The 13,790-nt window shown below is 74.8% G+C and carries 7 protein-coding genes; 4 read left to right on the top strand and 3 right to left on the bottom strand.

The features are described from left to right. Nucleotides 1-93 precede the first annotated feature (93 nt). Together AB0H12_RS29245 and AB0H12_RS29240 are read left to right on the top strand one after the other, a co-directional pair. Nucleotides 94-714 carry a helix-turn-helix transcriptional regulator gene (locus AB0H12_RS29245; RefSeq protein WP_499627127.1) on the top strand — a complete coding sequence of 207 codons (621 nt, stop codon included), beginning with the start codon at nucleotides 94-96 and terminating at the stop codon, nucleotides 712-714. Nucleotides 715-748: 34 nt separating this feature from the next. After that, the gene (locus AB0H12_RS29240; RefSeq protein ID WP_499627125.1) at nucleotides 749-949 is read left to right on the top strand and encodes a hypothetical protein; all 201 of its coding nucleotides are present in this window, start codon (nucleotides 749-751) and stop codon (nucleotides 947-949) included. Nucleotides 950-1,410: 461 nt separating this feature from the next. Here the strand turns inward: AB0H12_RS29240 and AB0H12_RS29235 are convergent, their stop codons facing one another. Together AB0H12_RS29235 and AB0H12_RS29230 are read right to left on the bottom strand one after the other, a co-directional pair. Then, nucleotides 1,411-4,824, bottom strand: a complete 3,414-nt coding sequence (locus AB0H12_RS29235; RefSeq protein WP_499627124.1) for an ATP-binding protein — start codon at nucleotides 4,822-4,824, stop codon at nucleotides 1,411-1,413. Between the two features lie 90 nt (nucleotides 4,825-4,914). After that, on the bottom strand, nucleotides 4,915-8,328 hold the full coding sequence (locus AB0H12_RS29230) for an ATP-binding protein (protein WP_499627123.1): 3,414 nt from the start codon (nucleotides 8,326-8,328) through the stop codon (nucleotides 4,915-4,917). Between the two features lie 507 nt (nucleotides 8,329-8,835). Here AB0H12_RS29230 and AB0H12_RS29225 point away from each other — a divergent pair. Together AB0H12_RS29225 and AB0H12_RS29220 are read left to right on the top strand one after the other, a co-directional pair. Further along, the gene (locus tag AB0H12_RS29225; RefSeq protein WP_499627121.1) at nucleotides 8,836-9,807 is read left to right on the top strand and encodes an ATP-binding cassette domain-containing protein; all 972 of its coding nucleotides are present in this window, start codon (nucleotides 8,836-8,838) and stop codon (nucleotides 9,805-9,807) included. After that, entirely contained in the window at nucleotides 9,804-10,595 is a 792-nt protein-coding gene (locus AB0H12_RS29220) for an ABC transporter permease (protein WP_499627120.1), read from the top strand. The genes AB0H12_RS29225 and AB0H12_RS29220 overlap by 4 nt, the downstream gene beginning before the upstream one ends. Nucleotides 10,596-10,606: 11 nt before the next feature. Here AB0H12_RS29220 and AB0H12_RS29215 read toward each other — a convergent pair whose 3' ends face one another. Next, the gene (locus AB0H12_RS29215; protein ID WP_499627118.1) at nucleotides 10,607-13,762 is read right to left on the bottom strand and encodes an ATP-binding protein; all 3,156 of its coding nucleotides are present in this window, start codon (nucleotides 13,760-13,762) and stop codon (nucleotides 10,607-10,609) included. Nucleotides 13,763-13,790: the final 28 nt, after the last annotated feature.

Below are 13,790 nucleotides of genomic sequence, written 5' to 3'. Positions count from 1 at the left end.
CGGGCGTGAAGAATCCTTTTAGACGCGCTTGAGACCGCGTGAAGCTGCGGCTCGCAGACTCGGTGGTGCAATCCGAGACTGCGGGAGGCAGCGGTGGAGCGAATCCGGGTCGTCGTCCAAGCGGCGGATCACCTGAGCATGACGGGCCTCATCACCTACCTCGGTTCGAGGCCCGACCTGGAAGTGCTGGACAGCAGCGTCCACGTGAAGCCGGACGTGGTCGTCATGGCGGTCGACCGGTTGGGGCCCGAGGTGGTGGCGCGGCTGCGCCGGGCCGCCGCGCACGTCGGTGCGCCGGTGGTGCTGATCGTCGACGAGGTCGGTGAGTCCGACGTGCTCACGGCCGTGGAGTGCCGGATCGTGGCGATCCTGCCGCGTGCCGCGGTGACCGACCAGCTGGTGCTGCGCAGCGTCCTGACCGCGGCGGCCGGTGGCGGTGCGATGCCGCCGAACATGGTGGCCGAGCTGCTGCGGCACGTGCAGCGGTTGCAGCGACAGGTGCTGGAGCCGGAAGGGGGGCGCGACCGGCTGTCCGCGCGGGAGACGGACGTGCTGCGGTTGATGGCCGACGGGTTGGACACGGCCGAGATCGCGGGCCGGCTGTCGTACTCGGAGCGGACCATCAAGAACGTGTTCTACGGGATCACCACCCGGCTCAACCTGCGCAACCGGCCGCACGCGGTCGCCTACGCCCTTCGGAAGGGGATGATCTGACATGTCGGAGGCTCAGCCCGCGGTGAGGAAGGACGTGACGAGGAAGGACCCGGCCGCGCTTCGGCACGTGGTGGACCTGGCGCTGCGGGGCATCCGGTCGAAGGCCCGCACTCCCCACCCGGTCCGACCGCATGGCGAGGCGCGGTGGGTGATGTCGTCGGACGGCGTCATCAACGCACCCTCGCACGAGGAGAACAACACGTCACCCGACGAGCCCACCACCACCGAGACCTAACCCATCCCCCCTCGCCCATCCCACTCGTTCGCCCCCATCTCGCTCGCTTCCGAGATCACCCAAAAGTGGCACAGGCCTCGGGGATGAATGGAAACGGTAGATTTGTTGCCGGGAAAAGAAGGTGTGGCGCGAAGGCCCGGAACGATCTGCCCAGCCCACCGCCGCGCCTCCTCAGCCCAACCCCGCGACCGACCAACCCCCACCCAACGACCCACCAGCCCACGTCCGCGCCCGACCAGCCCTCGCCGCGACTTACCGGCCCTCGCCCAACGACCCACACCCAGCCGCTGCCCCAGCGCCCGACGACCCGCCAGCCGTGCCCTGCGACCGCGCCCTGCGACTCGCCGCCAGCGCTGCCCTGCGCGCCGCCAGCCCTCCTGTCAGCCCGCTTCCGCGATACAGCCGATCTCGCCGACCGAGCCCGTCCGCCGACTCGAGCCAGCCCTACCCGACCCGCCTGCTCAGCCTGCCTCCGCCACCCGTGCGGCGGCCCGCCTCACGTCCCACCGCGCGCCGAAACCGCGGTAGAGGTCGATCGCCTCGCCGACGACGCCCGCAGCCTCCGCGGCCTCACCGCGCCGGGCAAGCAGCACGGCCTGGTCCTCCAGGGTCTGCGCCAGCTCGAACGTCCGGCCCACCGCGCGGTAGTGACCGATGACGGGCACCAGGCCCTCCGGGTCAGACGCCAGCACGCTCCGACACCGCCGTGCCGCCGCAGCGGCACGGGCCGCCTTGGTCTCCCGACCGGCCTCGGCCTCGCACGCGTCGACGGCCGCCCGGGCCGTCGCGTGATCACCGCACGCCAACGCCTCGCGCACCAGCTCGGGCAGCCACTGGTGCCGCAGCATCATGTCGGCGTACCGGGTGTCGAGGATCGTGCCGAGCACCGCGACCGCACCCGCGTGATCACCCTCGCGCGCCGCCGCCATCGCCTGCGCGGCGACGAGGAAGTCGCAGTTCTCCCGATACGCCTCCGTCACCAGGGGCAACGTCAGCCCCGTGGTCAGGTGGGTGTCGAGCCGCGCGCCGTCGTCCCGGTGCGCGGCGATCAGCGCGACCACGCCGTGCAGCAGCACCGGCCCACCCTCGCGCAGGCCGAACCCGGTGAACTCGGGATCGCCGACGACCGCCTCCAGCCGCCCCACCGCCTCGTCCCAGCCACCGAGCCAGAACTGGTGAACGGCGGCGGCCAGGTGCAGCCCCGCCACCGGCGTCCCGCGACCGGCCAGCTCGAACGCCGTCCGCAGACTCGACGTCGCCTCGTCCAACCGGTCCAGGCACTGCAGCGTGAAGATGCGGTTGTCCAGCAACAACAACCGCAGGTCGGTGAGGCTGACGTCGGTGCCGACCACGTCCAGCGCCTGGTCCAGGTACGCGACGGCCCGCGGGTAGTCCCGGCGCACCGCCTCGACCTGCCACAACACCTCCAGCGCCTGACCGATGGCGAACGGGTCGGCGGCACGCTCACCCGCCTCGATGGCCGCCCGCGCGCTGGTCTCGGCGCCGTCCAGCTCACCGACGCCCGCCCGCTGCACCAAGGCCAGCAACGACAACAGCCGCGCGCGCCACATGTCCGACAGCACGGGATCGGCCAACGCCTCCCGCGACGCCGTCACCGCCTCCTCCGCCCGCGCACCCCGGTAGGGCATGTACGCCAACGTCCAGCGCACCTCCGCGATCAGGTCCGGCGACCGCAACCGCGGCAACGCCCGGCGCGCGTGCTCCTCCGCCTCCGCGTCCCGCCCGATCCTGAACAACGCGCTGCTGAGGTGCGCCATCAACGTCGCGTCACGCTCGTCCCGCGCGACCGACGACCCGAGGCAGCGCTGCAAGAGCTCGACCGCCACCAACGGCGCGCGGTAGACCAGCGCGGGCGCCTGCGCGACCAGCCAGTCCACCACCCACGAACCGACGTCGCCGGACGCGGCCAGCAGCTGCTCGGCCACGTGGTCCACGGGCGCGCCGGACGCCGCGAGCGCTTGCGCGGCCTGCTGGTGCAACGCCGTGCGCAGGGCGGCGGGCGTCCCCTCGTACAGGGCCTGCCGGATGAGCGGGTGCCGGAACGCCATCCGCGGACCGGCGTCACGCAGCACGCCCGCCGCGACGGCCTCCTCCAGCCGGCCGGCGAGGTCGAACACGGGCGTGCCGAGCACCACCGACAGGTCGCCGACCGCGAACTCACCGCCGAGCAGCGCGGACCACCGCAGCACCTCGCGGGTCGGATCGGACAGGAAGTCGAGCCGGCCGGTCACGGCGGACACCAACGACACCGGCACCCGGTCCAACGCGTGCGCGGCGACGTCCGCCACCCCGGTGTCGACCTCGACGACCCGTTCGCGGACGAGCGCGTCGGCGACCTCACGCAGGTACAGCGGGTTGCCGCCGGCACGGGCGGCGATCCGGCGCAGTCCCGGTCCGGGCGACGCGCCGACCAGGCGTCCGACGAGACCGGCCACCTCGGTGTCGGCCAACGGCGCCAGGTCGAGCACCGCGCCACCACCCGACTCGACGTCCCGGCGCAGTCGCGCGACCTCGGCCCGGTACGGCACCGGCCTGGCCGCGCCGACGAGCAGCAGCGGCAGCCGGCGGGCCACGGTCGTCAGCCGGTGCCACACCTGGGTGCTGGTCTCGTCCGACCACTGGAGGTCGTCGAGCGCGAACACCAGCGGGCCGTCCGCGCACAGCTGTTCCACCAGGGCCACCAGCCGGTCGACCGCGCCGAACACCGGGTCGGAGTCGGCGAAGATCGACCCGGCGGGCCGCTCCTGGCGCAACGCCCGCGCGGTCGCCGCCCGCCTGGGGTCGGGCGAACGCGTCTCGACGCGCAGGCAGTCCAGCGCGAGCCGCAGCGGGAACCGGCTGCCCAGCTCGTCGGCCACGGCGTGGGCGACCTGGTGCCCGGAGCGGGTGGCCTGCGCCAGCACCGCGGCCAGCAGCGCCGACTTGCCGATGCCCATCTCGCCTTCGATCCACAGCAGTCGGCCCGCGCCGGTGGTGACGTCGTCGACCACCCGGCGCACCGCCGCCAGCTCCACGTCCCGGCCCACGAGGCCCGCGTCGGGCGGCGGGTCGACGGGCTCCACGAAGGACGGTCGTCGCACGGCGGTCACCGGCTCCCGGTCCGTGCCGCTGAGGATGTGCTCGTGGGCGGCGCGCAGCCGCCGTCCCGGCTCGACCTCCAGCTCCGCCACGAGGACCCGGCGCGCGTCCCGGAACACCTCGAGCGCCTCCGCGCTGCGCCCGGACCGGTGCAGGGCGAGCATCAGCAGCTCACGCGCCCGTTCCCGCAACGGTTCCTCGGCCACGAGGTCGACCAGCTCGGCGACGACCTCGGCGTGCGCGCCGGAGGCGAGCGCGGCCTCGGCGCGAAGTTCCCGCGCGGTGGTCCGCGCCTCGCCGAGTCTGCGCCGCTGCGCCTCGGCGAACGGACCGGTCAGCCCCGCCAGGGCCTCGCCGCGCCACAACGCCAACGCCTCGTCCAGCGAACGCCGGGCGGCGCCGGGGTCGCCGTCGGCGAGCTGCCGCCGGGCCTGGTCCCGCGACGACTCGAACGCCGCCACGTCCAGCCCGCCGTCCACCAGCAGCCGGTAGCCGGAGCCGACCGACAGCAGCGACCGCGCCGGGACGCCACGCGGCCGGTCCGGTTCCAGCGCCTTGCGCAGCGTCGACACGTAGGTGTGGACGCTGCCTTCGGCCGTCGGCGGCGCGTCGGCGCCCCAGACGCCCGCCACCAGCTCGTCACGGCCCACGCCACCGGAGCGCAGCGCCAACATCGCGAACAGCGCACGTGGCCGCGAGGAGCCCAGGTCGACCTCCCGCTCACCCCACCAGGCGCGCACCGTACCCAGCAGTTCGACCCGCAACGCGCCCGTCATCCCGCAGACCACCTCTCGTCCGACACCCCGCCCGCGCACCGCCGCACGTCGACCTTCACCCCACCGACCGCCCCGCCCGACCGCAGTCCCTCAGCCGGCACCGACCCATCCGGACTCCTGTTCCTCACCACGCATCCGGACCCGCGCCCGTCGCACGTCGTGCACCGCGCCCAGCCTTTCGTAGCCCGCCAGCGCCTCGCGGAACGCCGCTTCGGCCGCCGCGCGGTCACCCCGTGCCGCGAGCAGCACCGCCGCGTCCTCCAACGCTTCCGCCAGCTCCACCGGGCGTCCCACGGCCCGGTACCGCGCCGCCGCGGCGAGCACCGGCTCCGGATCGCCCTCCACCAGCCCTCGACAGCGGGCTTCGGCGGTGGACGCCCGACCGGGAGCCCGTTCCAGCGCTGCTTCTTCGACGCACGCGGCCAGCGCGCGCTCGGCGATGTCCGACCGCCCGGTCCGGACGGCGAGCCGCGCCACGTCGGGCAGCCACTGGTGCCGCCGGGGCAGGTGCGCGGGGTTGGAGGTCAGCAGTGGCTCCACGGCGGCGAAGGCCTCGTCGAGCCGTTCCGCGCGCTCGGCCAGCACCGCCCGTGCGACCAGCAGGAAGTCGCCGTTCTCCCGTTCGGACGGGGTGACGGGTGGCAGGCCGGCGGCGGCACGGAGGTGGTTCTCCGCCACCGGGGTCCGGCCGCGTCGGGCGGCGATCAGGGCGGCGACACCGTGCACGAGCAGGTGCGGCCCGCGTTCGCCCAGCCCGCCGGCCGTGCCGCCCGGTTCGTCGCGCAGGGCGTCCGCCTCGGCCAGCGCCCGGTCCCACCGGCCACGCCAGTAGTCCTGCACGGCGGTGGTGACGTGCGGGCCCATCCCACCGGACCGGGCCAGGTCGCGGGCCGCGCGCAGCACGTCGTCGGCCTCGTCGAGCCGGTCCAGGCTCTGCAGCGTGAACGCCTTGTCGTCCAGCAAGCCGAGCCGCAGCGTGCCGAGGTCCCGGTGACCGTCGGTCAGGGCCAGCGCGCGGTCGACCCGCTCCAGCGCCTGCGCGTGGTCGCGGCGGACCGTGCTGACCTGCCACAGCCCTTGCAGCGCGTGGGCCGCGGCCAGGTCGTCGCCCACGTCCTCGCCGCGTCGCAACGCGCGGTTCGCCGTCTCCTCGGCGGCGGCGACGTCGTTGAGGCCTTCCCGCTGCACGACCGCCAGCAACGACTCGAGCCGCGCGCGCCACAACGGCGGCACCGCGTCGTCCGCCACCGCCGCCCGCAACGCGTCGACGGCTTCCGCCACCTGCCCGTCCCGGTACCGGGTGTAGGCGAGGATCCAGCGCATCCCGGCGGCCCGGTCGGCGTCCCTGGTGCGGGCCAGCACGTACCGCGCCGCCGCCTGGGGCGATCGGCCGAGCCAGAACATCAAGGTGGCCAACAGGGCGGCCAGCCGCTCGCGGCGTTCACCGTCCACAGTGGACTCAGAGATCACCGCGCGGAGCAACTCGACGGCCGGGCCCGGCGCCCTGCTCACGAGCACGACCGCGTGCGCGACCAGCCAGTCCGCGGCCCACTCGTCCACGGTGCCCGGCGCGGCGGCCAGCTGTCCGACGACCAGTTCGACCGGGGCGCCTGCCTCGGCCAGCGCGTCGGCGGCCTGGCGGTGCAGCGCGGTCCGGACGCCGGCGGGCACGGAGAGGTAGAGCGCCTGCCGGACCAGCCGGTGGCGGAACGCCAGCTTCGACCCGCCGTCGTCCAGCACGCCGGCGGCCGTCGCCTCCTCCACCGCGGCGACGAGGCTCCCCAGCCCGCGACCCGTCACGGTCGCGACGTCGCCGAGGGCGAACTCGTCGCCCAACAACGCCGCCGAGCGCAGCACGTCCGTCGTGCTCGCGGACAGGAAGCCGAGCCTGCGGGCCATCACCGACACCAGCGGGCGGGGTAACTCCTGATCGGCGCCCGCGACCGCTTCGGCCAGGCCGCCGACCACCCGGACCGCGCGCTCGCGCAGCACGACGTCGACGAGGTCCTTGGCGTAGAGCGGGTTCCCGGCGGCCAGGTCGGCGAGCGCGCGCAGGCTCCGGCCGGGAGGCGCGCCGAAGCGCGCGGTGAGCAACGCGGTGACCGACTCGTCCGACAGCCTGCCGAGTTCGACGACCCGGCCGCCGGAACCGACGACCGCGCGGCGCACCTGGTCCACGTCGGCGCGCCGCGGCACCGGCCGACCGGCGGCGACCAGCAGCAGGGGCCACTGGCGCACCACCCGCAGGAGTCGGTGCCACAGCAGGACGCTGGCCTCGTCCACCCACTGGAGGTCGTCGACCACGATCACCAGCGGAGCCTCGTCGCACAGCTCGTCGACCAGGCCGAGCATCCGCTCGATCACCAGCGGCACGGGGTCGTCGGACGCGTCGGCGGGGCGGCGAAGCGCCTGCGCCAACGCGGCGCGGCGCGGATCACCGGAGGACTCGGTGACGTCGAGGCAGTCGAGCAGCACCCGCAGCGGGGTGCGCGGCCCGAACTCGTCGCCGGCCGCCCACGCCACCCGGCACCCGGCCTCGGCCGCCCGGGACAGGCCGGTGGCCAGCAGGGTTGACTTGCCGATCCCCGGTTCGCCACCGACCCAGACCGCGCCGCCCCGACCGGCGGCCAGGGCGGAGACGGCCGCGCGCAGCACGTCCGCCTCCTCCTCGCGCCCGACGAACACGGCGGGCTCGATCATCGGCGAGGCGCCGACCCGCGGCGCGGGGACGTCGTCGGCCTTGTCCTCCAACACGATTCGGTGCGCCTGCCGCAGCGCGGAGCCCGGCTCGATGCCCAGTTCCTCCACGAGCACCCGCCGTGCGTCGTGGTAGACCTCCAACGCCTCCGCCTGCCGCCCGGCCCGGTGCAGCGCGGTCATGAGCAGGGCGCGCAGGCCCTCCCGCACCGGGTGCTCGCGGGTCAGCGCCGCGAGGTCCGCGATCACGTCCTCGTGCCGCCCGACGACCAGCGCCAGCTCGGCCCGCCGTTCCGCGGTGGCCAACCGCAGCTCGTGCAGCCGCGACCGCTGCGACTCGGCGAACGGGCCGGGCACCCCGGACAGCGCCTCACCCCGCCACAACGCGTGCGCCTGCTCCAACTCGGCCAACGCCAGCGCCGGTTCGCGGTCGGCCAGCTCCCTGGCCCGTTCGCGGTGGCGTTCGAACCGGTGGACGTCCACGCCGTCCACCGGCACGCGCAGGCAGTACCCGGACCCGGCGGAGGTGAGCACCACCCCGGCGGACCGCTTGGGCCGCTCCGGCTCCAAGGCCCGGCGCAGGCCGGAGATGTAGGTGTAGAGGCCGGCGCCGGCCGTCGCGGGCGGCGAGTCGCCCCACACACCGTCGATCAGCTCGTCCTTGGACACGGCCTGCCCGGCCCGGAGGGCGAGCAGGGCGAACACCGCGCGCTGCCGTGCGGTGCCCAGTTCGACCTCGACCCCGTTGCGCCAGGCCCGGACCGCGCCCAGCAGTTCCACCCGGACGGGCACGGGGGCAGCCGTCACCGCTTCCGCCCGCTGCGGCCGGCGGGCCGGGCCACGGGGAGGATTGCGCGTTGTCGCGGATTCCGATCGCACTCGCGGCGCCCACTTGGACCGCACCATTCCACCGGACGGGGAATGGCGTCCGCCGCGCATTCGACCGCCGACATCGGATCACCACACCCCTCGTCCTCCGACCTGCGGCAATCGGCCCGCTCACGCCAGCGGTGCACGATCACCCTCCAACATAACCACAGGGAGCCACTCCTGGTCGCCAACCGTAGCGGTAAACACTGCCGCGACCGGAGGGGTGAAACGCGGGCGAACTCCCTTCCGGGAGTCGCGATATCGGTCGATGTGCCAATGTCGGAGTAGCCGGATCGGCCGCATGGTCGAGGGGGAGTCGACGACGTCCCATTTCGCTTCACGAAACTCTTGCGACCTCGATCCGGGGGAATACGACGACTGCCCGGGAGGCGCTGAAACCGCGGTGAAACCGTCGTGATCCGGTGCGGCGGCACTGTCCTCCGCATGACGAACAACCCCGCGATCGCGGTGACCGGTCTGCGCCGGTCGTACGGCAGGCAGGTGGTGCTCGACGGCATCGACCTGCACGTGCCCGAGGGCACCGTCTTCTCCTTGCTCGGCCCCAACGGCGCCGGCAAGACGACCGTGGTCGGGATCCTGTCGACGCTGATCCGCGCCGACGCGGGCGAGGTCCGCGTCGCCGGGCACGACGTGCTCCGCGAACCGGATCTCGTGCGGGCCGCGATCGGCGTCACCGGCCAGTTCTCCGCGGTCGACGACTTCCTCACCGGAGAGGAGAACCTGCTGCTCATGGCCGACCTGCACCACCTGGGCCGGGCCGAGGGCCGACGACGCGTGACGGACCTGCTCGAACGGTTCGACCTCGGCGAGGCGGCGAAGAAGGCGGGCGTGACGTACTCCGGCGGCATGCGGCGTCGGCTCGACCTCGCCATGGGCCTCATCGGCGACCCGGAGGTGGTCTTCCTCGACGAGCCGACCACCGGGCTCGACCCGCGCGGCCGGCGCGACATGTGGCAGATCGTCCGCGACCTGGTCGCCCGGGGCGTGACGATCTTCCTCACCACGCAGTACCTGGAGGAAGCGGACCGGCTCGCCGATCGGATCGCGCTGCTCGACCGCGGCAGGCTCGTCGCCGAGGGCACACCGGCCGAGCTGAAGCGGCTGGCGCCGGGCGGGCACGTCGAACTGCGGTTCGCCGACGACCGCGCCCTGGACGAGGCCGCCGCGGCGCTGGGCGTGGCGCCGGACCCGGCCGACGAGCCGCTGGTCCTGCGGGTGCCCGGCGACGGCGGCGCCCGCTCGCTCAGAGCCCTGCTCGACCGCCTCGACGCAGCCTCGGTCGACGTGGACGCGCTGGCCGTGCGCACACCCGACCTCGACGACGTGTTCTTCGCCGTGACGGGCCAGCCCGTCACGGCCGCCGTTGCCCCCGCTCAGGAAGCGACCACCCGATGACCGCGATCTCCCTGGCCGTCCGCGACTCGACCACGATGCTGCGCCGCCAACTGCGGCACATGTCCCGCGCCTGGTCCATGACGCTGATGCTGCTCGCCGTGCCGATCGTCTTGCTGCTGCTGTTCGTCTACGTGCTCGGCGGCATGCTCGGCGACGGCCTCGGCGGCGGGTCGGGCGGTCGCGGCGCCTACGTCGGCTACGTCACGCCCGGCATCCTGATCGTCACCATCACCGGCGCCGTGCAGGGCACCGCGATCTCGGTGGCGATCGACATGACGGCGGGCATCATCGCCCGGTTCCGGACCATGGCCATCGCCCGGGTGTCCGTCCTGACCGGGCACGTGCTCGGCAGCGTGCTGCACACCCTGTTCAGCCTCGCCGTCGTGCTCGGCGTGGCCGTGCTCGTCGGGTTCCGGCCGAACGCGACCGCGGTCGAGTGGCTGGCGGTCACCGGCGTGCTCACCGCGACGACGTTCGCGCTCGTGTGGCTGGCCGTCGCCATGGGGTTGGTGACGAAGACCGTCGCGGCGGCGAGCAACCTGTCCATGCCGCTGACGCTGCTGCCGCTGTTCGGCAGCGGGTTCGTGCCGACCGACTCGTTGCCGGCCGGGCTGCGGTGGTTCGCCGAGCACCAGCCGTTCACCCCGGTCATGGAAACGGTGCGCGGCCTGCTGCTCGGCACGCCGATCGGGAACAGCGCCGTGATCGCGCTCGGCTGGTGCGCCGTGATCGCGCTGGCCGGGTACGCGTGGGCGAAGCGGCTCTACAACCGGGACCGCACCCGCTGAGCGGTCCGCGTTCACCGACCGAGCGGACGTTCCCGCACCAGGTCCAGCGCCGCCGCGCGGAGCCCGGCCCGGTCCAGGGCGGCGTACGACGACACGGCTTCGTCGTACGCCGCCCGGTCGGCCCGCTCGGCGTCCTCCCGGATCGCGGCCGGGGACATCGTCGGCTGGAAGTCGCACCAGAAGCGGAACCGCTCGGCCAGCGCGAGCATCCGGGCCGCCGACCGCGCGAGGCACGGGTCACCGGCCTGTCGGGCTCGGGCGAGGTCCGCCGTGGCGACGGCCACCAGCAGGGTGCCGCAGAGCGACTGCTCCACCAGGTGCGGCGGCGGGTCGACCAACGGCTGGGCCACCAGGTCGGCCAGCGGTCCGGGCAGCGCGTCGGCGACGTCGGCAACGAGGTCGAGCCGACCGTGCCGGGCGTGCGCGACGACGGCCACCGACCGCGCCTGCACCGCCCACGGGTCCAGGTCGAGCGGGACGCCGGCGTCGCCGACCCGGTCCACGGCCCGCCGCCACAGCCGCAGGCCCGCCTCCACCTCACCGCGGGCGAACCGCACCTCGGCCCGGATGCCGAGGTCGTAGCCGACCGACTCGGCCTCCTCCTCGTCGAGCGCGACCCGCGTGAGACCGTCCAACCACCGCTCGGCGTCGGCGGTGTCGCCGAGCTGGAGGTTGGCCAGCACGAGCCACGCCCGGACGCCGACCGCGTCGACCCGCGCGCCGAGGCGCTGGAGCAGCGGCAGCGCCGCGACCAGGTGGTCGCGGGCCTCCGCACCCCGCCCGGAGCGCAGGCAGATCTCGGCGACCCGGCCGTGCCCGAACGAGCGCGGCCACGGCAGGTCGTGCCCGGTGAACACGTCGAGTGCCAGCCGGGCCGCCTCCAGCGCACCGTCGACGTCGCCGACGGCTTCCCGGTAGTAGCCGGCGAAGGCGTTCGCGACGCCGGCCACCAGCGGCTCGGCGCTGTCGCACAGCCGGCGCAGCTCCACCCGGTCGCCCAGCGCGGCGACCACCCAGCCGATCGCCCGGACCACCGTGTCCGGCTCCGCCACCCCGAGCCGGCGCAGCGCGACGACCGACCGCGACGGCCTCGGACCACCGGAGCCGAACGCGTACGCCACGGCCACGGTGAGGGCGGTCCGGGTCACCTCGACGAACGCGGGCTCCGGCCGGTAGTGCGACAGCGGCCACGAGGTCTGCCGGATCAACGCCGTGAGCCGCGGGTAGTTCGATCCCAGGCTCCACATGCCGCCGAGGACCGCGGTGATCGCCGCGACGGTGGGCCGGTCGTCGCGGCGCAGCGCCGACCGGAGCGCCTGGAGCAGGTTCTCCTGCTCCGCCTTGACCGCGGCGGCCGTGTCGTAGGGGTCGGAGTCGAACAGGTTCGAGTGCTCGGCCATCCCGAACGCCCGCGCCCACCCCAGGAACGCGGTCGTCACGTCGTCGGCCTCACCCGCCACCGCAGCCCGCGCGGCGCTGAACTCCCGGACCGTCTCCAGCATCCGCAGCCGGGTGCCCGACGGCGTGTCGGACACCTTGACCAACGAGTGGTCGACCAGGTGCTCCAGCACCACGTCCACGTCACGCGTCGTCGTGGGCAGCGCACCGAGCAGCACGCGTGCCGCGTCGGCGGTGAACCCGTCGGTGAACACCGACAGCGCGCGCATCGCCGCCCGACCGGCCGGGTCCAGCAGGTTCCAGCTCCAGTCCACGACCGCGTGCAGGGTGTGGTGGCGTCGCGGCGCGTCCCGGGCGCCGCCGCGCAACAGGGCGAACCGGTCGTCGAGCCGCCGGGCGATCTCCGCCACGGACATGATCCGCACGCGTGCGGCGGCCAGCTCGACCGCGAGCGGCAGCCCGTCGAGGTGGCGGCACAGCTCCGCCACGGCCGTCGCGGGCAGGTCGACGCCGGGCCGCGCCGCCCGCGCGCGCTGCCCGAACAGCTCCGCGCTCGTCGCCAGGCTCAGCTCCGGCAGCTGGTGGACCGACTCCGACGACAGGCCGAGCGGTGTCCGGCTGGTGGTGAGGATCCGCGGCTCGGCGGTCAGCGACACCAGGGCGCGGACCAGGTCGGCGGCGCCCGCGACGACGTGCTCGCAGTTGTCCAGCACCAGCAGGGAAGGGGCGGCGGCGAGCTTGGCCGCGATGGCGGCGACGACGTCACCGCCCGCGACGTGCCCGCCCGGCGTCCGGTGCTCGCCCACACCGAGGGCTATCGCGACCTCGTGGGCCACGTCGTCGTCGGTGGCGATGGCGGCCAGCGGCACGACGGTCACCACCGACGCCTCCGCGCGGCGGGCGACGGCGTGGGCGAGCCGGGTCTTGCCGAGGCCGCCCGGACCGACGATCGACGTCACGCGGGAGGTGCGCAGCAGCGCCTCCACGGCGGCGACGTCCTCGTCCCGGCCCAGCAACGGGTTCGGCTCGTGCGCGACACCGTGCCGGACCGCGGGCGCCGCGCCCTGGAGCAGCCGCCGGTGCTCGGCCCGCAGCGACGGGCCGGGGTCCGTGCCGAGTTCATCGCGCAGCGCCCGCCGGTGGGCGTCGTAGCGGGCGAGCGCCGTGGCCGGGCCGACCGTCGCCGCCTCGCACCGCAGCAGCTCGACCAGCACCTCCTCGTCGCGCGGGCGGGCCGCGGCCAGCTCCGCCAACGGGCCCACCGCCTCCGCGGGCCGGTCCAGCCGGGCCAGGGCGAGCGCGCGGGCCCGCACCAGCGCGCGATGTGCGGCGGCCCGCTCCGCCCGCAACGCGGTGACGGGATCGGCGTCGTCGCCGGGGTCGCCGTTCCACAGGGCCAGGCCGGCGGCGGCGTGCGAGAGCGCGGCGGCGTGGTCACCGGCCCGCGAACACCGGTCGGAGTCCTCGGCGCGGACCAGCAGCGCCGAGCTGTCCACCTGCTCCTCGGTCAACGCCAACCGGTAGCCGGTCGGGGTCCGCGCGATCACGTCGGCACCGAGCCGGGACCGTGCCCGGGAGACGAGGACCTGCACGGCCTTGGGCGGGTTCTCCGGCCGCTCGTCGGGCCACAGCCCGTCGACCAGCCGCCCGGCGCCGCAGCCGGCGCGCAGGTCGGCGGCGAGCAGGGCGAGGAGACCGCGCAGTCGCGGACCCGGGATCTCGTGGCCGTGGAAGGACACCCCGGACAGCAGGACGAGATCGGGGGTCACGACGCCAGCGTATCGACCCGGACCGGGC

Source organism: Actinosynnema sp. NPDC023794, from assembly GCF_040639675.1.
Classification (GTDB): domain Bacteria; phylum Actinomycetota; class Actinomycetes; order Mycobacteriales; family Pseudonocardiaceae; genus Actinosynnema; species Actinosynnema luteola.
This window is presented reverse-complemented; position numbering and strand designations above follow the sequence as displayed.